Origin of the sequence: Mesorhizobium sp. L103C131B0, from assembly GCF_000502275.1 — a bacterium.
In the GTDB taxonomy this organism is placed as follows: Bacteria; Pseudomonadota; Alphaproteobacteria; order Rhizobiales; family Rhizobiaceae; genus Mesorhizobium.
The window spans coordinates 415066-436840 of the sequence record NZ_AYXC01000001.1; the positions used below are offsets into that span (position 1 = coordinate 415066).

Annotated in this window: 12 protein-coding genes; 7 read left to right on the forward strand and 5 right to left on the reverse strand. The window is 56.8% G+C overall.

What is annotated here, in order from left to right; genetic code table 11:
* The first annotated feature begins 121 nt into the window (after positions 1–121).
* On the forward strand, positions 122–637 hold the full coding sequence (locus tag X730_RS1000000165695; RefSeq protein WP_081731490.1) for a M23 family metallopeptidase: 516 nt from the start codon (positions 122–124) through the stop codon (positions 635–637).
* Positions 638–852: 215 nt separating this feature from the next.
* Here the strand turns inward: X730_RS1000000165695 and X730_RS1000000167325 are convergent, their stop codons facing one another.
* Positions 853–2124, reverse strand: a complete 1272-nt coding sequence (locus X730_RS1000000167325) for a twitch domain-containing radical SAM protein (RefSeq protein ID WP_196814783.1) — start codon at positions 2122–2124, stop codon at positions 853–855.
* A gap of 290 nt (positions 2125–2414) precedes the next feature.
* Here X730_RS1000000167325 and X730_RS1000000165125 point away from each other — a divergent pair, with 290 nt between their 5' ends.
* The 6 genes from X730_RS1000000165125 (at position 2415) to X730_RS1000000165130 (ending at position 11322) form a co-directional block, all read left to right on the forward strand.
* On the forward strand, positions 2415–4496 hold the full coding sequence (locus X730_RS1000000165125; protein WP_023825426.1) for a caspase family protein: 2082 nt from the start codon (positions 2415–2417) through the stop codon (positions 4494–4496).
* A complete protein-coding gene (locus X730_RS162165) occupies positions 4493–4744 on the forward strand; it encodes a hypothetical protein (protein ID WP_023825427.1) in 252 nt (83 codons plus the stop codon). Before X730_RS1000000165125 ends, X730_RS162165 begins: the two co-directional genes overlap by 4 nt.
* A gap of 341 nt (positions 4745–5085) precedes the next feature.
* Entirely contained in the window at positions 5086–6708 is a 1623-nt protein-coding gene (locus X730_RS162160) for a heparinase II/III family protein (RefSeq protein WP_023825428.1), read from the forward strand.
* A gap of 190 nt (positions 6709–6898) precedes the next feature.
* On the forward strand, positions 6899–7213 hold the full coding sequence (locus X730_RS162155; protein ID WP_155922382.1) for a hypothetical protein: 315 nt from the start codon (positions 6899–6901) through the stop codon (positions 7211–7213).
* Positions 7210–9426 carry a glycosyltransferase gene (locus X730_RS0133000; protein WP_031196509.1) on the forward strand — a complete coding sequence of 739 codons (2217 nt, stop codon included), beginning with the start codon at positions 7210–7212 and terminating at the stop codon, positions 9424–9426. Before X730_RS162155 ends, X730_RS0133000 begins: the two co-directional genes overlap by 4 nt.
* A 90-nt stretch (positions 9427–9516) precedes the next feature.
* The gene (locus X730_RS1000000165130) at positions 9517–11322 is read left to right on the forward strand and encodes a class I SAM-dependent methyltransferase (protein ID WP_023825432.1); all 1806 of its coding nucleotides are present in this window, start codon (positions 9517–9519) and stop codon (positions 11320–11322) included.
* A gap of 1264 nt (positions 11323–12586) precedes the next feature.
* Here the strand turns inward: X730_RS1000000165130 and X730_RS162150 are convergent.
* The 4 genes from X730_RS162150 to X730_RS162135 form a co-directional block, all read right to left on the reverse strand.
* Positions 12587–12880, reverse strand: a complete 294-nt coding sequence (locus X730_RS162150) for a hypothetical protein (RefSeq protein WP_155922384.1) — start codon at positions 12878–12880, stop codon at positions 12587–12589.
* Between the two features lie 41 nt (positions 12881–12921).
* Entirely contained in the window at positions 12922–16695 is a 3774-nt protein-coding gene (locus tag X730_RS162145; RefSeq protein WP_081731492.1) for an AAA family ATPase, read from the reverse strand.
* A gap of 118 nt (positions 16696–16813) precedes the next feature.
* Positions 16814–18589, reverse strand: a complete 1776-nt coding sequence (locus X730_RS162140; RefSeq protein ID WP_155922385.1) for a hypothetical protein — start codon at positions 18587–18589, stop codon at positions 16814–16816.
* Positions 18589–21615 (reverse strand): SNF2-related protein, encoded by a 3027-nt coding sequence (locus X730_RS162135; protein WP_196814784.1) that lies wholly within the window; start codon positions 21613–21615, stop codon positions 18589–18591. Before X730_RS162135 ends, X730_RS162140 begins: the two co-directional genes overlap by 1 nt.
* Positions 21616–21775: the final 160 nt, after the last annotated feature.

Sequence of the window (21775 nt, forward strand, 5' to 3'; positions counted from 1 at the left end):
GGTCGAAGACTGGTGCTCGAACAATGTAAGCGTTGGGCTTGGCCGTGCTCCTATACGAGGGCAAGGTTATCATGGCGTGGGAAAGTTGATATGCTGCAGCAACGCCATCGGAGCACTTAACATGAAACTGCCGCTCGACGTGAACAAGATTCGAGACGACGGACCCCGTGAAGCCTTAGGCAACTCATTTGGGTTGGTCAGAAAGGACAAAAAAAACAAGGCAAAATGGCATAGAGGATGGGATTTGTCTGCCCGACCTGGCTCGGCGGTCTACGCGATAGCAGACGGACGAATAATACACAGATTTCATAACGTTAAGGGGTACGGAGAGGCCATTGTCCTAGAATTCGATAATCCCAAGTTCGATCCGTGGAGCAGAACGTGTGGAGGGCTGCAGACCTATCGCAAGCTTTATGCCGTTTACGCTCATCTCAGCAAGATGTTGAACTTGAACTCAGTATACAAAGGCCAAGTGATTGGATACACGGGCACCGGAGGTAATGCCTTAGGCGAACCTCCGCATCTGCATTTTGAAATCATGCTCGAAGAACCGCTTAACCCTCACTCGCCGCGGATCGATCCTGGCGAGTTGTTTGGCTACTCGTTCTATGTCTGCGAAGGCCGGATAGGGCGATAGCGCTCGTGACAGGAAACATGGGGTGATGCCGCCAACGGCAGTAAGGGAAACAAAGTCGATCCGTGTTCGGCAGTACAATTTACCTCGTGTCTGGAGGGAACGCTAACGGGCATCTACGAACCAGCGATGCGTGATAGACTGTCGCCCTGCTCGAACTGTGGAGAAGTGAACTCCCTTTCCCATTTGGAGCCAACAACACGGGCGATAAACTGTTGTCAATCTCCGGTATAGTTGGCGAGCCGTCGGTCGACTGACAGAAGATTTTGGAACTGCCCCTGATCGTGGCGGGCGCTTTCAAATTCTCCGATGACCTTGGCGTCGTAAGCGCTACGTTTGGGGGGTGCGGCGGCTCCAAGCTTCTCCCTCTTCAAGGCAAGTTCGAGTGTCGAGTACACCGTGTCGAAGAGACTGTCCCGATCGTGAGCGTCGATCCAAATCATCCATCTTCTGCACCAATCCGCCCTGACTTGTTGCGGAAGGAATTCGACCGCCATATAGCGGTTGATGTCGCGCGGCACCATCAACTTGGCTGTTACGTGTATTTTGCGCTTGAGAGCGAATTGCAACAAATCACCCAGATGAAGCAGGCCGACTGATGTTAAAGTCAAATCGAGCGCCGCACGTATGCACGCATGCCTACGCGTCATATCAAGGAGAATATCCAAATTTCGGGTGAATATGTCAGTCTTGAAGCCGGTCCTTATATACTCGCCAGCCTGCCCCACGCCGTCGATAGATGCTTGCACATACACACTATTGAAGCAGGGCCACAAATTTTCGACGCTTTGGCCCCGATACGAAAACACTGTGAGATTGGTGTTATACGCCACATCGACATTTGCGGCTTCGCCGGACGATGCGAGTTCGCTCATGACATCCCAATGGGTGGAATCCATCAGGGGCTCTCCGCCAGCCCAATACAGATGTCGTACACGGCGCTGTTTGGCCGCCGTTATCAGTTCTTCACGAGCTCTGCCCAAGGCGGCAGCCCTGAGATCGACATACGCGGGGTCCCAATTGTGAACGTGCTCGCCGAGTTCTTGAAGGCCGATGTTACGGCGCGCCTCGACCTCCGCTGAGGATGAGGAATGCGGACCGCAAGTCCGACAGCGCAAATTGCAGGTCGACGTTCGATAGTCGAATGTTACAGGTTGCAGGGTTGTGGAACCATCGTCGGCGGTCGATGCTATCGCTTTGTCGATCATCTCGGGCCAGCGGCTTAACACTTCGTCCTTGTAAGAAAGAGTCCGATTGCCCGTATTCGAGCAATGGCCGCACCGCTTCGGCAATGTGCCGCTCAGCATTTGTCGACGAACGCCTTTGACTTCTTCCGAATTCCAATAATCCTCCAGTGAAGCCGAGGGGCCGCCTTCGGGATACTTTTCCAAAGAGACATCGATGCAGCAAAGCTTTCTACGGCCCTGCGCGCTTACGTGCGCGTGGATCCAGGGGAGCAGGCAAAAGCTGTCAATGGGTGACGCGGCCACGGACAATCCAATATGGCTTGTTCCTAAAACCTAATCAAAATCGATCGGAAACGCAAAGATTTTCCATTCCTACGTCTCGCAAGCGCGAACAATGCCGGATTATGCAGGAATGAGCCCAAGTTGCAGCCCGCGAATTTGAAGAAGGCAAGCGCGAGCGGCCATAGTGGCTAAATTCCCGCAGTTACTTTGTCGACCGCCCTTCTTTTGAGGTGTTCCGACTTGTGATCCAGGCCAATGTCGCCGTATGCTCATGATGATTGTTGTTCGAGTTGGCTTCTAGGGGTCGGCTAATGGTCAATCGCCGCCTGGTACTTAGCGCCTGCCTTTTTGTCCCACTGGCGTTGTGGGACACCGTAAAGCCGGCGGCGGCCGAAACTCGGCTCGCACTTGTTATCGGAAACTCAGACTATTCGAACGTAACGAAGCTTCCCAATCCGACCAATGACGCTCGGCTGATCGCATCTTCGTTGGAGTTGGTCGGCTTCACCACGATAACCGCAGTAAATGCCAAACGCCGTGACTTCCTCGAGGCGATTAAAAGTTTCGTGGGGAAAATCGATTCAGACACCGTCGTGGTCTTTTACTATGCCGGGCACGGCATCCAATACCACGATGAGAATTTCCTTCTGCCGATCGACACCGAAGTCAGGCAACCTGGGGATCTGCCTTTCGAAGGTGTCAGCCTGAAAGCAATCACTGACGAACTGATGGAGGCCAAGCCGCATGTAGCCATCCTTATTCTGGATGCGTGCCGTGACAATCCACTGAAAGGTGGCGCCAAGAACTCGAAGGCGGATTTCGATGACGGTCTCGCGAAAATGCCAGGTGCTGTCGGTACGTTTATCGCATTCGCGACAGCTCCGGGTGCGGCTGCAATGGATGGTGCGGACGCTGACAGTCCTTTTAGCAAGGCACTCGCGTCCTACATCTCGAAGCCTGGTCTGCCGATTGAACAGGTATTTAAGCGTGTTCGCGAAACCGTAGTCGATAAGACAGACGGATTGCAGGTGCCTTGGGACAACACTTCGTTGATCACCGATTTTTTCTTCGTTAGCGCCATGGGCGACGAGCCCGAAGTGGTGCGAATGTCCGAGGCAGATGCAACCGCTTGGCGGGATGCTTCGACGGCCGACACGCTCAAGGCGTACAAGGGTTACATTTCCAAATACCCGGATGGTTTGTTTTCCGACCTCGCTGCCGCACATGTCCGTGCTATCGAAGAGCCTCCCAAGTCCGAAACGCCGAAGAGCGGAAATGAAAAGCGAGGGCTCTCCTCAGTGGCGGATCTCTCAGACTGGAACAAGGCGAATAAAGTCGGAAGTTCAGCTGCATACAAAGACTATCTCGTAGCGCATCCGGATGGATTCTTCGCCAAACTCGCCCGTCTGCGCATAGAAGATACGTCGACCGCCGACCTAGCAAACATGACGCCCATTACCACAGTGCAGACACCGAATTTTCAGGAGTTCGTTGAAAACCCGCTTTACCCGGAGGTCACTGATTGCGATCGGTTGGCCGGGCACGTCCAAGAGGCCGCCGATCCAGCGGTAGGGGTCTTTTTTGGCCAGATCGAGCCTGCCAAGGCGGTTCCAGTCTGCCAGCACGCGCTTGAACAATACCCCGACAGCTTGAGGATTCTGACCAATTATGCGCGAGCCATCGATGCGGCCGGACGTCACGAGGAGGCCCGCGCGCTGTATCAAGCCGGCGCCGAAGCCGGCTTCCCAATTGCGTACCGTTCGTTGGGTGACGTTTACCGTGACGGTCGCGGCGTCGAGAAGGACTTGAAGGAGGCCCGGTACTGGTATGCGCTCGGCGCCGAAAAGCACAATGTCTTTGCGGAGCTCAATCTCGCGCTGATTTACGAGGGCGGGCTTGGTGTGCCGGTTAACAAGAGCAAAGCTGTTCAATGGCTATGGCGCTCGGCAAGCCAGGGATTTGCTCCTTCCATGGAAAAGCTGGCCGGCTATTACCTCAATGGCGACCTCGTGCCGAAAGATGAGCGACAAGCGGCGATCCTTTTGCAAGGCGCAGCCGAAATGGGGCATATTTGGGCAGAGCAACGTCTCGGTGAACTTTACATTTCCGGCATCGGCGTAAAAGCCGACCCATTATTGGGAAGGGAATGGATCGAACGGTCGGCTACGCAAGGAAACGCCTACGCGCAAGTCGAAGTCGCAAAATTGTACCGTGACGGGATCGGAGGAAAATCCGATGCCGTCGTCGCTTTGAAATGGCTTTATCTTGCAAAGAAGGGTGGTGCCGATTCGGCTGGTGAAGCCCTGTCTGAGCTGGAAGCAAAAGTTTCTAAGAAACAGCTGAAGCAGGCTAAGCTGCTTGCCAGCCGTTTCACGGCGAAGCCCATTAAATGAATTTACTGGCGATTGGCGACAAAAAAAGCGGGCCTGACAGAGCCGGAATTGCTGGCGAAACATTTTTGACGCGTAGTTTCGCGAATATTGGTTGGAAGAGGCTTGTGCTCGCACTGCCCTTTCAGCTACCCTATGCCCTACTGAAGGTGTTGTTGGGGAACATAGCAGCCCATGACCAAGTTTTTGCTAGCAAAAATTTCGTCATTGGCGTTTGCAATCTCCTCAGCAGCGCTCCTGAGCGGGTGTGAGACCAGCGGCGGAAAGCCCGAACTCTGCGACCCCGGCGTTCAAGGCGCTAGGTGCGCGAAGATACCCAAGGCAAATGCGGTAAGAAGCGCCAGCCCGCGCCAATCGTCCCACTACTAACCTTTGACTGATCTTCCGCGAGATGTCGCCTGCCAAACCCGTCGATAGGGAACACAATTATTCGACCTTCGAACCACTGAGGTTGTTTGCTTCGAATTGAGGCAAAATGAATGCGCCGCTTTTTGTCACACGACATGGTGTTGCAAGGATTAGAAGATCAGTTGGTTCGGACCCCTTCGCGCGGAGGGTTGCGGACAGTGTCCTTTCGGATGCCGACTACCTGATGGACTTGCCGCCCCTTCTGTTGGAACGCGAGCCGGGGCGGAACGTAATTCTGCCGACGGCGCGTAGGTTGTACGATCGGGTCGCCGTCTTGGGAATGGCGTCGATATTGACGGGAAACAATCGCTATCGCCGTCGAGGCGTTTCCGAACTCGAGAACGCTACAGCATTCGATAGCTGGAATCCGTCCCATTTTCTCGACGTTGCCGAAATGGCATGCGGATTTGCCCTTGGCTTGGAATGGTTCGGTCCGGCGACGTCACATACGGAGCGCGTGTTTTTAGAAGACTCTCTCGCCGAGAGAGCTTTGCGGCCGGGCCTCGACCAGTTGCGCGCCGCAGCGCACTGGACGACGGCGGCACACAATTGGAATGTCGTTTGCTGTAGCGGCCTTATCGTTGCAGCATTGGCAGTTGGTGCGCGTCATGCAGAACTAGCGGGGGAAGTCATTGCGCGCGCGACAGCTGCACTCGCCCATGGCCTGTCCTCTTTTGAGTTCGATGGTGGTTATGCCGAAGGCCCGGGTTACTGGGAGCATTCGGCACGATACGCCGTCGTGGCACTGGCCGCGCTTAGCGAAAGGGGCTTTATAGTGCCCGACCCTGCGGGCCTTGCTGCGAGTTGGCTCTTCAACCGGGAAACCACTGCCCCCTCAGGTGCATGCTTCGATTTCGGCGATACGGTCCCGCATCCCGGCCGTTCGCCGATCCTTGGTTGGCTTGCCAATCATAGCGGCGAGCCGGAAGCGGCTCTATGGCAACGGACTTCGCCTGGCAATCTTCATCCGTTCGACCTCTTGTGGCTCTCCGAAGAACAGGAGTCGAGTTTATTCGTTCAGAAACCGGTCACCGCGTTCAAAGGGGCGGGAATCTGTATCTTGCGGAAGTTCATCGGAACCTCTGATGCCTATATCGGGTTCAAAGGCGGGCGCAACGATATCAACCACGCACATCTTGATTTGGGGTCGTTCGTCTTTGAGGTCGGCAAAATCCGTTTCATAAGCGAACTTGGACGTGACGACTACGCGCTTCCCGGCTATTTCGACCTTGACGCCCGGTTCAGTTATTTTCGACTTGGGACGGCTGGCCACAGCACGATCACGTTCAATGGTAGATCTCAGTCGCTGGCGGCGCATGCGCGATGTTTGGGGACCTCAGATCAGGTGGACTTCGTTGCGGCCGCCTTTGAGATTGAAGACGAAAGTTCCCCAGTGCGTCACCGTCGCGGCATTGCGATCGACGGCGAATACGTCTGGATACTTGATGAGATCGCGCGCAAGCACGACACGCTGGAACCCATCCGGATCAACTGGCGCGCTTTCACCCAAGCAGAAATTTTTTGGCGGCAAAAAGCGGCAATGCTCACCATCGGAGGGCAAACTCTTGCTGCAGAGATCGTCGATAGCGGCGACGTTGCCTGGATTGTCGATCCGGTGGCATCGCCGCCGGGGGAAGGTGACAATTCGGGATTTACGTGCCTGCGATTCGAGACCGAGATGACAGGGTCAGCGCAACGTTTGTGTGTAGCGGTCTCGGCTCCGACCACCCAAGGCAGCATTGGAGACAGAATGCCACCGCCCGGTATTGATTTGTGGCCATTGACCTTGCCGAGGAACGCCGGCTGAATGAAAGTCCATGAATCGGCCTTTTCACTGAAACGCGTAGAGAGGCAGGTGAAATATGAGGCTTCGATCTCTGATACCGTTCGCTAAGCGGCGCAACGATAAGCAGATTCCTTCCGACGAAGACGATATGCACATCTACCGGAGCGTAGCTGCCAAACCAGTCGTAATGGTGACGGTTCTTGGAGTGAAATTGGACCTTCTCGAAGAGATTATCCAGATTACCTCGCACAAGTTCGAACCCAAGCACCGCCTAGTCTTTCTTACCGACTCGTCGGAGTTCGGCATCTTTCGAAGCAATGGGGCCATCTTCGAATATTTTCCGCCGCTGCTGGAGCAGCGCCTCCATGCTGCGGTCATGCCTTGGCCGGCCTACCTCACCGAACGTTGGGCGCTGTTGGTAGCCAAATGGCGACCTGTCCACATCATCGCCTACGGACAGAACATCGACGGATTTTTGGCCGCGGCGGTATCTTCCGCGGATCGAGAGCAAGTGCGGGGGCCGTGACAAACTTCGACATCGTTTTCGTTGCCGACGTTCGGTTCGAGGGAGGAACCTCGACGGCAATGGCGCTTGAAATGAAATCTGCTGCGCGCGTTGGCCTTCGGATTGGGCTGCTGATGGTAAAGGGCCCTCTTCTGGGACTTCCCTTTCCTGTTCACCCGCATATCCGCGCCATCCTCGATAGCGGGCTTGCCGAGAGGCTCGACCCTGACACGATGATTTCAGCATCTCTTGTTGTTATTCATCACCCTACGATTATGGAGAATAGACCGACGCGCCCCATCCGAATCCGTTCGGACCGAGTCGTGATGGTATTGCACCATCCCTCATATGACCGGAAACGTGCCGTCCAGTATGATCTGACCCGAGTTGTTAGGAATTGCTTCGATGCATTTGGCTCGGAAATCCGCTTGGCGCCCGTCAGTTCTGTCGTCCGAGACAGCCTGCCACGAACTCTGCCGCCGCATGCCACCGTAACCGAAGCCGATTGGGAGAATCTTCTCGACCTGGACGACTGGCAACAACGGCCCCATCGGAACGTTTCGACGCCGGTCGTAATCGGTCGGCATTCGCGCCCCGATGCGCTCAAATGGCCCAACACACGGGAGACCGCAATGTTGGCCTATCCGCCGGACGGGTCGAAGTACCGTGTCCGGGTATTGGGCGCGGGCGACTATTTGCAGAAGCTATATGGCGACCTACCTTCGAATTGGGAGCTCTTGCCATTTTCGTGGGATGGCACCTCAGATTTCCTTCGCTCACTCGATTTTTATGTCTACTACCATAGTGACGACTGGTCAGAGGCATTCGGGCGCACCGTTGTGGAAGCAATGGCGATCGGTCTTGTTGTTATACTGCCTCCCCATTTCGAAGACCTATTCGCCGGTGCGGCGGTTTACTCCGCGCCGGCACAAGTGGAACGCGTGATCAAGCGTTTCGTCGACGATCCTGTCGCCTATGCAGAGCAGGGAGCCCGTGCTCGCGCGCATGTAGAAATGCGCCACATGGCCGAGCGCTACGTCGAGCGACTGCGGTCGTTTGGGGTGACGCCTAGCGTTGCTGCTGCGTGCTCGGTATCCTCGTCGTTGCAACCCTTGCCTGATCGCAATGTGCTGTTTATGTCCTCAAATGGCATTGGCATCGGGCATCTGGCACAGCAACTCGCTATAGCGCGCCACTTACCACCTAGCCTGCAGGCGCACTTCGCGACAATGTCCTATTCCATAAGGGCGGTGATTGAGGAAGGTTATCCTGCACACTTCTTCACATACCATCGGCATATCGGTGCCGACGTCGGTGACTGGAACCGCGTTCTTTCGGAAGAGCTATTCGACCTAATCTCTCATTTAAAGCCTGCCATATTCGCTTACGACGCGACCGCGGTGTTCGACGGAGTGGTGCGCGCCGTAGCCACTCATCGAAATATGTTTTCGATCTGGGTCAGGCGCCCGATGTGGCGGGAAGTCCATCGGCCGTTTCTTGAGCTGGAATCGAAATTCGATGCCGTTATCGAGCCCGGTGAACTAGCCGAGGACTTTGACACCGGCCCGACCGCAGCGTGTCGTGGAGAAGTGTTCCTAGTTCCGCCGGTTCTGCACGTCGCGCCTTCGGAACGCCTGCCGCGCGAGGTGGCCCGAAAAGCGCTCGATCTGGCCGACGGCCTAAAGGTGGTTGCCATCCAACTTGGCTCTGGTGCCAATTACGACATGTCCAGTGTGCATAGGACCGTCGTCGACGCACTGCTCCGGCGGACAGACACCATGGTGCTCGACATCCGCTCTCCACTAGACATTGTCGATCCTCGGGGCGTGCCTGACCATCCACGGTTGAAACGCCTGTCGCTGTTTCCAAGCTTTCGATACAGTTTGGCTTTCGACGCAGCCGTGAGTGCTGCGGGCTACAACGCGTTTCATGAGCAAGTGCTGGGAGCAATACCAACACTGTTCGTGCCGAACGAAGCGGAGGAGATGGACCGCCAACTCGCTCGCGCCCGTTGGGCCGAACTGACTGGACGAGGGTTGGTTTTGAGACGGAATTTCGACTTGGCTCACAGCAAGGCGCTTGTCGACCGCCTGCTCGATCCCGCCGAGCAAGCAAACATCATTGACCGCTGCACAGCGATCGAATGGACGAATGGCTCCGAGGACATCGCACGTTATATCGAAGACCACGCCAGGCTGGTTCGCACCGACTGGGATATTACGAAAGAGGATTGAGTGTCGATGTCACCGCGACCCGATGCTGGAAGCTGGAGGGGCGGGCGTGTACCGACTTGCAACATTTGCGGATGCTCCCGATTTGTCGACATGGCACCGAACCCGGCGAGCATTTTCGTGCGACCGAGAGCCCAATGCGACGGTTGCCATTCCCTTGAACGCCACCGGCTCCTCTATGAGTTGCTCCGATCCCGGTCGTATCTGAACGGAGCCCGCCGTGTTCTCCATATCGCGCCAGAGCTTGGGCTGGCGCGCGCTCTGTGCGCGCGCTTTGGCGATGGCTACTTCGCCTGCGATATTGATCCGGCCAAATATCCCGGCCTTTCCGTAGCGCGAGTTGATCTATGCGACGGACTTGCTGAGTTTTCGGAGCAATCGTTCGACATCGTGATACATAATCATGTGTTGGAGCACATTGCATGTGATTACAAGACGATATTGCGGCAACTCGACCTGCTGGTGGCGCCGGGGGGTGTGCACGCCTTCACTGTCCCGTTTATGAGCGGCGGCTTCAGAGAATCGTTCTCCGACAGTGAGAGCGACCGTCTGAAGAACTTCGGCCAGACCGATCACTACCGCGTTTTCGGAACCGAGGACCTGAGTTCAACGATTGCGGCAGTCGTGAAAGTGCCGGAAGCGTATGATGCCAGTTTGATGATTCCGCCAGAACGACTACGCGAAATAGCAGTGCCGGAAAACCAATGGCGCGGCTACAACAACAATGCGGTCTTCTTCATAGAGAAGAGCGGAGTGAGAGCTCCAAGGACTGTTGCCCCGGTTGGCGGCATTTCAGAACGGCCGCAGCTTCCGTCACGTGATCGTCGACCCGCTGCACTCTTTGTCTCTGCGAACGGCGTTGGCCGCGGCCATATTAGCCGCCAGTTGGCCATCGCCTCCCGCCTCTCTCAGCGTAGCGCCTTCTTCCTGACTATGTCCTATGCGGCACGGATGATTGCTGCAAACGGCTTTCCGTTCCAGTTTGTCCCGCATCATGACGCCACCGGTGAGCCGGAGCCGGAATGGCACGCAAATCTGGCGCGCGAGATCGAGCTTGCTTTGAACATGAGTGGTGCCGACACCCTTGTCTATGACGTCAACTTCGTCTTCGACGGGGTTATCGATGTATTGCGCGCACGAAAGCCATTGAAATCCTTATGGATTCGGCGTGCAATGTGGCCTGAGATACATCGCTCCTATATTGGCGCCGGCATTCATTTCAGCACCATCATCGAGCCGGGCGATCTGGCCGAAGCGCTCGATGAGGGACCGACCGTGAGCGACCGGGCCTCCGTTGAGCGGGTGCCGCCCGTATTAGTGATCAACCCTAATGAGAGACTCTCGCGAGAACAGGCCCGCGATGCGCTTGCCTTGCCTCGTGACCGGACGCTCATCATGGTCGATCTAGTGTCGACCAGAATCGATACCTACGTCAGCATGCGCGAGCGCGTTCTGCAAGATCTGCTGGGCAGGCCAAACACTTGTGTGGTCGAGTTGGAGCCGATGCAGAAGACCATCGGCACCGTAACGTCTAGTGACCGTCATCGGATAATCCGCGTCGACGCCGCCTTCCGCTACAGCGCCGCTTGGGACGCAGCCGTGACGCGTTGCGGTTATAACATCTTCCACGAACATATCCTTGGCACGGTTCCGAGCATCTTTGTTCCCAATGATGCTCCGGATATGGACCGGCAGTCGGTTCGTAGCAGATGGGCTGAGGAAAACGGTTGCGGAGCAAGCCTCGCGGTCGAGCCCGACGCCTCGCAGTTGCGGAGCAAACTCAATCTGATCTTCGATAAGGCATGGCGCGAGCGTGTTGTCAGCGCATGCGCCCGGTTACGATCGGATGGGTGGCAAAACGGCGCCGAAGCTATCGCTCGGATAATCGACGCGGCATGATGGCCACGGCGGTGCGCTATTACAGCCCGAGATAAAATCGACCGGGAGGTTCTCATTAAGAATCGAGAAGGCGTGGCTAAGGATGCTCTGCCGATCCGACCGCGAAATATTGGCGCGTCATCGAGCCGAAAAGACGTTTGTGATGGGACGCTTGTTAGCGTTCGGCACCTTCACACTATTGGACGTCGTTGTCTCCGTCGCTTTCCGTCGTCATCTCCGGGAGTGCTCATCCTCGCTCCGGGATTATACTGAACATGAATATGTGGAAACATAGGTCCAAGGTCGTTCACCAGAACTAAATACTTTGCGCTTCCAAAGTTAGAGTCAAGTTCCTTCTGCAAAAAGTATCCCATGAGAGTTGAAAACATGCCGACCCCAAGATCTGACAGTTTTTTCGTCCTGATATCAACTGCGTTACCGGAATGATGCAGGGACCAACGAGAGTGATTATACCACTCTTGTCCCGCAGTGAATTCAAGCTCGACGCGCCTCGGCGCATATTGCTTGAAAACGCGTCGAATTATCGGAATAGCCTGCCGCATTGGCGGACTGAGGCGGCTTTCGATCTGTCTCATCGGAATCTCCGTGAAAAAGAAAGTGTCATTCCTATACCACAAGTACCAGGTGCAGCGTAGAGGGCTCCGCGCAAACCCACTGGGTGGGCCTCGTTGGGTTGACGGGGCAAGTCGTAGACGTCCACATAGTTGGCTGCGGGTCAGAATAGGTAGCACAGGCAGCGATCACCTTGCATGCCTCGTTCTGCTTGTTCGCCGGCAATGTCGTTCTTGCTCACCGCGCCCACGCATTAAATAGTTCAGCGATCAGATCTTGCTGGCGATAAGGACGAACCGCCATGATGATGCTCAAAGCGCCCTTGCATCCATCCTTGCGGAGCTCCGGCCATTTCTCAAGATGCTTTTCGAGGTAGGGTTAGTTCCCGAAGTTACCCGCAGCTTCGGCGACTATCTCTTCGCGAAAAGACGGCCACGCAGCGGACCGCCACTTCCTTAGATAGATAGCGATCTTTCAACTGCGCAGGGGCGTTTTGCACAGCGTCCCAAACATTCTCATAATCGCTTCTAGACATTGGGTAGGCGAGGATGTCCCGCTCGATAATGGGAAGCAATTTCATCCTGAGACGAATGGCATGGAAAACTAGAGCCGCAACGGCCCTTGCGATATCCAGCGTGGGTTCCTCAGCCTCCTAAGTCATTCGTTCGTTCCCGTATTTTCTTAGATCCTTTTCCCGTACAGGTATTCTGTATCAACGGCCCGCCGCAATCGGACGGCCGGATGAAAGGCGTAGCAGCAAGTCCGCGGCCTCCACGGCCATGACGGCGTCGTCCATGCAGATGAATGCCTTCACTTGCTCGTCGGTCAGCGGTTCTTCTCGACGGTGTCGAAGAAAAATCTTTCGACCGTGCCGCCTGCCGTACCAGGAACGTGTGGTTTCTTCTTCTGGAACTCCTTCAGTGCCAGGGATAAGCGGTGTCGCCGCCCCGATCGGATAGATCAGAAGTTCTCCGGACATACGGCCCGGCCCGACGAGGCAGTTCAACCCTACCTCTGCTTCGCGCCGTGGACCCATTCTGAGCCAAGCTACAAACTGCCCCCTATGTCGAAAAGCTTGTGGACGAGCCCGTGTATAGAATGGGAGTCCAGTCCCTCACTCGAACCGTCTTCGGTGACAATGAGCCGTCCGTTCGGTGACGTCTCGGACCACGGAGCAAAACCATTCGCACGGTACAGCGTCTTCTTCCTAGCCCAGCGATTACGATAGGACGGGAGGTCTAGCCTGCCGCAATGTTCCCAATACCAGACATGCTCGCCAGCCGTGACTCGAAAGTCGGCCCAGCGCCCTCTGGCATTGTCGGAGAACGGCAGCGGCGGCTCCACCTCGTAGGTCAGCAGCCCGCGCTGCTCGAACCCATACAGAATATTGGCGATCGCCAACTCCGATTTTGAGCTGACATATTCGCCACGAATGGTGCGATGCTTGAGGTGCTCCTCAAGGAACCCCCGCGTCTGGTGGATGATCCCGGCAGGCAGGCCCATCGGTGGTATCGTTCGCTTGGGATCGGTTTCACGCAGCAGGTTGGTCGTCCTCGCGCCGACATCGGAGAAGGCGTCGTGGCGGTAGGCGAGCACCCGGTCGAATCCTCCTTGATGTAGTATCCAGATGCGGTCGGTCTGCCGAGTCAGCGCCGTGTAGATCATCTCGCGCGACAGCAATCGGCTGTTTGCTGGAAGGACCAAGATGACAACGCCGAACTGGCTGCCCTGCGCCTTATGAACTGTGACAGCGTAGGCCAACTCTAGATAGGGCTGACCGTCATCCCGAAATGCCGAGCGTGAAAAGCCGAATGAGCGGTCGCTTCGTCCGGTGAATTCTACATTCACAAATTTAGGGTTCGCGTGACCATAGGCAGTCTGCCCCGTAACAAGTCCGATCTCGCCGTTCGCAATGTATTCTTTCTCTTTGGGATTACCGCCCGGCTGATACTGATAGGCTTCCCGCTTGTGATTTCTGACGCAGATCACCTTGTCCCCGTAGGTGATCTGTTCGGGTCCCTGCGGCTTGACAGTTCGGAACCACTTCTTTCTCCAAGATACCTGGTTGGAGTTGATTGCACCGGCCAACCGTTCGGCCCGATATCGGTCCTTGATGAGTCGGTTAAGATAGATCGATCCACCGGCTTGCGCGCGGTTGACGGACAGAATCTGCCAAGCCTCCGCCTTCGCGGAACAGCCGGAATCGAAGTTGAGATAGCCCTTGGCGTTCTTAGCGGCACCGAGCGAGGTCTCGACGTTCGCAATGACGTCTTCACCCTCGTTGGCCGCGAACTCTGTCTGGAAGATCGACTGAACCAGCCCGGGCAACTCCGCCACGGATTCCCATTGCCTCAGGTGAAGGTGTTGGTCATCGAATCCATCGAGCGTCATGGCAGCGACCTCGTCCTCGCCCGGCTCCAGATGGCGTCCCGAAAAGATTGCCGCAAGCTGCGCATCGCTTCGGTCGCCCCGCTGACGCATCGACACAGTGAGTTCGGCGACGCATTGAGGGTGGTGGCGCCGAAGGTAGGCGATGATGTCGACGAACGGACAACCCGCGCCGATCGGCGGCAACTGGTAAGGATCGCCTACCAGGATGATCCGGCATGTGGGTGGCAGCGCGTCGAGCACGGCCGCGAGCATGTCCTCGGTCAACATCGACGCTTCGTCGATGATACAGCAGGTCGCCCCGTCTTTGGCCGCGCCGGGATTGGGAGCGTAGCGGTTGGTTTGGATGTCGTATCGGTCGAAGGCGAGCAAGAACTGTGCTATGGTCCGCGCCTCTCCCGGACGTTTGGTCTCGGTCCCCAATCTCACGCGGGCTTTGCCCGTTGGAGCGAGAAGCAATACGCGCGAGCCGACGATTTCCGGCCGTTGCAGCAGCAGTTCGAGAACCGTCGTCTTGCCCGTTCCGGCCGGGCCGACTAGCATCGCAATCCGCGAACCCGCGAGCCGCGCCAATGCCGTCTCTTTTTCCTCGCGCGCTCTCGCTTCGGTTTCGACGTCGCCAGGCGATGAACCGAATTTCTCCTTCAACAATGCGGACCAATCCACTGTTGTGGCGGCCGTGGATACGGCGGCTCGTTCTTTGACAGCCTTCTCCAGCAGCTTGCGATAGGCGACATATCGGTCGAGCTGCGCAGTTGGATTCTTGTCGCCCGGCCCGACCTCTACCAGCGGGGAAAACTCGTCGCGGAAGAGGTCCAGAAGGTCGGCGTCTAGTGGAAGCGGGCGGGTCAGCGTGAGCGCGGCGGCTTCGTCCGCCAGCCGGTCGGCGGCGACGATCGTGTTGCCCCTTCCAGCCGCCTCTTCGAGGAGCTGCGCGGTGGCTGCTCGTAAGCGGAAGCGATTGTCGTATTCACCGAGATCCTTAGAGCACCCACCCGGCAGGGGGTGAGCCTCGGCGACAACGGAACCCGGCAACAAGCCGCGATCGACGGTGGCGAACGCGACAGGGTCCTGTTGATCGCGGTCATCTTCGAACAGCCTATAGGGATTCTTTAACAGGTCCGACGACTCTATCCGGCTGGTCGCACGAGAGGCCTGATCCTTAGTCAACTCGAAACGGGCAAGGAGTTGGAGGGTGTCGTAGCGCGCGGCGTCGCCCCTGACCTTGGCCCATCTCTTTTGCAGCGTGGATGTGATCGCCGGCGAACCTGACGGAGCGTCGCGGCGGCCGGAGAGGATCTCATCCGCCACTGGCCAAGGGTCCTCGTTCGGTTTCAAAATGCCGCTAAGCGCGATCGCGAACAGCGTGCCGTTGAAGCCGCTGTGCAACGTTGACAAGGCAACGCCCAGGCCGGGCGCCGGTCCTTGAAGTCGCCATAGGTTGGAAAGTTGCTCGTCGATCCATTCGATCTGCCCGGTCCAGGGACCGTCCAGCACCGTCGCGATCTTCTCGAAGGCGGCACGGGCGGCGAGCAAGGCTGCGGCCGTAGCTCCATGGCTGACGTGTTCGCTGCCATAGGAGAACTGGACACGTGCATCCTCCGGAGCGAACGCGACATAGTCGGCGGGATCGAGCGTTTCGTCGGCTGCGGCCGCGCGCAAGATGTCGTGATAAGGCAGGACGAAGCCTCCGCCGTATCCTGCCAGATTGTTGTCGCCCTTCAACGGACGCAGGCTATGTTGGACAGACCGCTCCCACACCATCGCCCTCAACCGGTTGTCGGGAGTAGTATCGGCAGGATTGTAATCGTATTCGGAGATGCGGTGCTTCTTCTCCAGGATCGCCGCACCAAGCAGGACGCGCCGTTCGTCGTCGCAGAGCGGCGTTCGCGTTGCGTAAAACAGCACCAGGCTCTGATGCTCGACCAAAGGTTCGGCGAACGCATCCAGCAGCGCCTTCTGGTGATCGTGATGCTGGACCCATGCCGTGTTCTGGAGGAACGAGGGTTCGGACGGCTCGCGCTCGGGATCGATCGCAAGCTCCAGGTCTGCGGCAAGCGCAAAACCGCTCTCGCGCAGCATCCAGCGGTAGGGGATCAGCTGGGCGCCGAAGGCGGGCAAGTGCAGCGTTTTAGGTCGCATATGGCGATGATCCTCGCTCCACGTCGAATAGCTCATCACGCTTTGAACGGTGTGGTTGCGCGGGGCGAGGAAAGCGGCGCTAGCCTTGATGCAGGGCGGGATCTGGGCATCTGTCAGGTCATCGAAGGCTTCCCCGGCAAGCTGAACTTCCATAGGGTCGTTGCGGCCCTCGGCTATCAGTCGGAGCGCCAGGCACGAAGCGTTGCCTAGAGGGTCGTCACAGACGTGGCCATCCCACGCCCGATCATGCCAAGGCACACGGACCGAGACATGACGAACTGCTGCACTCATGCGTTTTCTCCCCAAGCTTTCGTGAAACGGACAGACTCCGCGTATTGTGAGCGCAGCCACCCAGCTAGATAAGACGGATCAATCTGGCCGATTGAGTAGCCATGAATGGGGTCCGCCGTCAGTCGTACGCGTCCTTGCTATCAAGGTAATCGGCAACGCGGTTTTGTCTGACCGGAAGTGGCTCCGCGTCGGCGAACTGGCTCGGCAAGCCAACTTCTGGTCCCTCGCCGAAAGGAATCGACAACCCGTAGCTTATCGCAAACCGTCGAAAATCGCTGGAAGCCAGCCCCGTCATGTCCAAGTCTCTAGGTGCCGCAACTTCCAATAGCTGGTACGGCGGAACGCCGGCCCCGAAGTGCCCAAACTTGTCATAGGTTGAACTGATCGCGGTCTGGTACCAAGCTGAAGGAGCGCCCCCGCCGCCCAAAAAAACGACGAGTGGCGTCATCCTCGTTCTATCGAGACCGCCAAGGCTGCGAATGTTCTTTCGTGTGTTCTGATGGTCTTGAATTGCGTCTTCTTGCCAGTTTCGGCCATCCTTTTGCTTGGCCGTCATAACGACCTTCCCGACCAACTGCCTCACGCGATGTTGAAAATCCGCAAGGACTTCAACGCTTCCATTGCTGACTAGCCGCTTGAGTATCTTTTCATCGATATCGCGCGGTGAGCCTGATCCAAGCGCTGAGGCCAAGGCCGAAATTCCGAGCGGCGATACCTTGCCGGAATAGAAGTTGACTCGCCGCTCGCCGTGGCGATTGAGGAACTTGAAGGCTACGCCATCAACCGTTCCGCCGCCGATGTCGAAATAGACATAGATTCCTGCGACGGCCCCCCGTGACATGACGAAGGATTGGACTGCAGCCGCTATCTCGGGAACCGCGTGAAAATCCGAAACCTCGCCCTCGAGACGATCAACATCCCGCAGATAGGCCGTAACGGCTTCCCCCACGGTTTTGGGGAGTCTGGCGTTCGCAACCCAAATCCACGAAGTACCTAGCACCCTGCGAAAGGTATCGATGGCTTTCGAATCGTAATGTTCCACCGGAACGCCGATATTTGCCGACCAGACAGGAACTCTGTTCCTTAGCCTGTCACGTTCGTGCTTGCGGATCCATTCCTGGCTGCGTGAGAGCACCTTAGCAAGAAACCAACTGGCGAGCGCACATGTCGCTTCTCCGCTGCCAAGGTCGACGCCATCCACGACAGGCAAGTCTTCGCCAATAGGCGACCCGGCGAGCCTCATCTTGAGATATGGCACCAGGACCGCTCCGCGCGGTGCCTGATCGGCGGTATAGAGCGTGCCCGTCTTATCCACCGCCACGATGGAGGGCAACATGGCGTCATGTGCCGAAGTAGCATCGAAGGTCACAAGGAATGAGTCCTCCGTGCCTACGTCCCGGAAGCAAACCTTGGTGAAGCTTGTGCCGAAGTCGATGCCGAGATTCAGGAAGACCTGGTCTCGTCCCGTGGACCGCGGACTAGGTTGTCTTAACCCATCTCCGCCGCGCTTCTCATTGTGTTCAGCAACTAGACGCTTGGCGGTGCGGCCGGCCCCCACGACCAGCCGTTTGACTCTGGCCACCGGAGCCAGTTTCTGCGCCGCCTTCCGCCCATCGTTTGGCCTGGAATCGACAGTTTTCTCTTTCCGGGTCGCCTTGCTCTTCTTGGGGGCCGGATCGTTGGGCCGATCAGGTATTTGCCCAGACGTTCGTGAAACCGTTGGCGGAACTTTGGTGGGCAACGGCAGACGCTCGGGGGGTAGTTCCGTTGGGCCTGGAGGAGCCACTTCTTCGGCCGGGACCTCTACCTCGTCGAGGGGATCCGCCGCCGCGCTCGGCCCGCCAAACAGCCGATCGCGAAATGCAAGCAGTCTTTGTCGCCAATCACCAAACATCATTCCACCCTGATTACCCCGATCGCCAACGGAACCATCGTTTCCTCGACGTGACGCCTTCTGGTTACCCGCTCGACCTTTGTTTTGAGTTGCTCTTCCTCTTTGCGGATGAGACCTTCCGTCATCGGAATGGGCTTGAGATTGCCCGCAACCTTGAATCGCTGGATGCGCGCCCCGAGTTCATCCAGTCGACGTCGCGCGAATTTCTTGGCGCTGGTTTCCTGCTGTTCGCAACGGACAGCGTTTTCCGCCTCAAAGTCCGAAAGCCGTTCGCCGAACATGTCCGCCAGATGCTGTTCGCAGGCGGAAGCGGCTTCGAGCACCGATTTTATGTCTCCGATGACGTTTTGGGCGTTGGGAAAAAGGCCAGCGGAGCCGGCTGCAATCGCAATGAGTTCTTCGGAACTGGAGTTGCTCAGGGGTTCCACATCGCCCATACGCAATGCGCTAAACGCCAGCGTCTCATTGGATCTGACACCCGCGAATGACCACCGATGCGCGGAAAAAACATAATCCCCAGGCGGGAAGCTGGTCGCTCCTGAAGGCAACTTGAGGGCTGCCACGCGATGAAGCTGACTTCGATCTGACTCATAAGCGCTCCTTATCCATTGTACCAATGGATGGCTCGGCTCGATGAATTCTACGTCAGGACTGACATCGTCGGTTTGGCGAGGATCGAACAGGCACAATATGGGCTTGTAGCTCTGGTGCATCCTTGTACGCGTTGCCGGCCTTGCCTCGGCAACGAAATAACCGAGGTCCCTGCGGGCTTCCTCCGAAAGCGCAATCCGCGCTGAGTTTTCTATTCGCGAGTTAGGTTCGATCTTGGTGCCTGGATACTTCCTGGAGAAGAAATCCTCCACGAGCAGTCTGAGTTCAGAAGCGCTCAACCAGCGTCCCTTAGTGCGGCTGTCTGTAATGTGTTCGAGAATATAGTCGGAAAACCCGATCAGGTTGACGGCCTGCTGCTCCAGTTCATGCTGCTGCTTCTGCGTATTGTGTATCGCGAGCTCGGCCACCTTGGCTCTCTTGTCCCGTTCATCGTCAGACAGACGAGGGTTGAGGAGATCGAGCATGATCTGCTCGGTCATCTCGCCCAAAATCTCCTCCATGTCTCCGATGCTCTCGCTAAACACCTTGATGCGGTCGTAAAGCCGCATCAGGATTCGATCTTCGATGGTGTTGGTCACTACTAGATTGATGATCGAGATCCGCTCCGCCTTCTGACCGAGGCGATCGAGACGCCCGATGCGCTGCTCGATCCGCATCGGATTCCAGGGAAGATCGTAATTGACGACGAAGCGGCAGAATTGGAGGTCGATGCCTTCGCTGCCGACTTCGGACGAAAGAAGCACCGAGGGTCCTTCCGACAGCGCAAAATCCTGAATCACCGCGTCCTTGGAGGAGCCCATGTCGCCCATGATCAGTCCCGCCCTGATCCCGTCGGCCTTTAGCCGCCTGGCGAGGTACTTCAGCGTCCCGCGATAGAAAGCGAATATGACGAACTTCTCTGCTGGATCTTTCGCCAGTTCGCCCGCGAGGAACTCTCTGAGTGCACGGTATTTTGCATCATTTTTTTCCAGCTCCGCCAGGTCAAAATCAAAACCGTATGCAACCGGAGCCTCGCTCGCGGTTTCGGGCTGGTCTTCGCCGTTCTGCCAGTCATTGCGGCCCGTCCCTTCGATCAGGCCGGTCGACAGACCGAAGTCTTCCCAAAGCAGCTCGTCGATCAGTTCCTTCTCTTTCCAACTCTCCAGTGCCCCCACGATAGAACTTGCCATTTGACGCTGGCGGGCAAGCAACGAAAACAGCGATACCCCGGTCTTGCCGACGGACTGGTCGCGAATCCTCTTGGTGACGTGGTCGTAAATGGCTGCTTCAGCCTTGCTGAAGACGACGTTCAGGACCTGTGGAGCCCTCACGACGTGGGTCGGCAGTACCTCCCTCTTGCGGCTTCTCGTCATGTATTGCGAAAGCAGAGATCGTGATTCGAGCAGGCGTAGCAACTCGACACGTTTCTCGGAATCCTGTGCGGCCTTATCGATTTCGGATCTTATTCGACGAAGCACCGCATCCTTTTTGAAGTAATCTGATTTTTCAGCATCTATTATGGCCGCGCGGGCCTCAGCAACGTCCACTGGCTGCCGCCACAACGCTCGCTGCGCTCGTACGATCTGGGAATTGGCCGCCAGCATTTCCTCAAACAGTGACGCGTCATAGAACTGGTCCTCGTCGATCAGGCGAAGCAATTGATAGAGATTGTCGCTTTTGATCTGGATCGGAGTTGCGGTCAGCAGCACAAGATGGCGGGAACTTTCGCGCAACAAGCGGCCAAGGCGATTGTTCGCTGTCGATGGATTGCGCAGATAGTGGGCCTCGTCGATGATGACATGGTCGAAGAGCGCGAACTCTTCGGTCGCCGTATTCTGGTCAAGCAGCCTGGCAAACCGCGCCCGCGTGCCACCAACGCTTTCATCGAGGAATCTCGCAGGCGGCCGAAGGCCTTCAAGGCTCGTGATGTACACAAACGCATCGGAAGACCGGCGACTGGCGATATCCTCGCTCTTCTCTAGGAGATCCTTTGCAGAGATGATCTCTCCGGTGATGTTGAACCGCTTTCGCAGATCGCCGCGCCACTTTTGCCTCAACATGGCGGGACAGACGATCAGCAGCCGCCGTGCTGAATGTCGTGCCTGGATTTCCTTCCATATGTAAATTGCTTCAATGGTCTTCCCGAGACCGACCTCGTCTGCGATCAGCATGCGGCCAACGGGCGATTCGATGAACCGCATCACTGGCTTGAACTGATGCGGATAGAAATCGGTATTGCTGGCTTCCATCGAATAGAAGATGTTGGTCAGGTCCCCCTTGATTTTCTCAAATGTCAGGACCCGCCGCAGGTCGCTTGGGGTTCCGAACCTCCCGGCCCTCAGGAGGTCAAGGAGATCCGTCTCTTCGGCGACAAGCTCAAGTTGCAAATAGCGTTTGAACTGTTTTTCGTTTGGGCCGAAATCCACTTCGACCATCAAGAATGTTCCGGCCATCCTTATTCGGCCAGTAGTGGCGCCTTGGCGGCCTGGATTGTCCCGTAGGCAAACCTTCACTCCGCCTTTTTCAGGATCCCAGTCGGTTTGTGAATCCCCCTTCGTGTCCACGTTGCTACCCCCCACCTTTTATCAACTAACC

Bases quoted from the DNA above. Each gene is read 5' to 3' on its own strand.
- X730_RS162165 (WP_023825427.1), top strand. From the start codon at position 4,493: ATGAATTTACTGGCGATTGGCGACAAAAAAAGCGGGCCTGACAGAGCC.
- X730_RS162160 (WP_023825428.1), top strand. From the start codon at position 5,086: ATGGACTTGCCGCCCCTTCTGTTGGAACGCGAGCCGGGGCGGAACGTA.
- X730_RS162135 (WP_196814784.1), bottom strand. From the start codon at position 21,615: ATGGTCGAAGTGGATTTCGGCCCAAACGAAAAACAGTTCAAACGCTAT.
- X730_RS1000000165695 (WP_081731490.1), top strand. From the start codon at position 122: ATGAAACTGCCGCTCGACGTGAACAAGATTCGAGACGACGGACCCCGT.
- X730_RS1000000165130 (WP_023825432.1), top strand. From the start codon at position 9,517: ATGGCACCGAACCCGGCGAGCATTTTCGTGCGACCGAGAGCCCAATGC.
- X730_RS162140 (WP_155922385.1), bottom strand. From the start codon at position 18,589: ATGTTTGGTGATTGGCGACAAAGACTGCTTGCATTTCGCGATCGGCTG.
- X730_RS1000000165125 (WP_023825426.1), top strand. From the start codon at position 2,415: ATGGTCAATCGCCGCCTGGTACTTAGCGCCTGCCTTTTTGTCCCACTG.
- X730_RS162145 (WP_081731492.1), bottom strand. From the start codon at position 16,695: ATGAGTGCAGCAGTTCGTCATGTCTCGGTCCGTGTGCCTTGGCATGAT.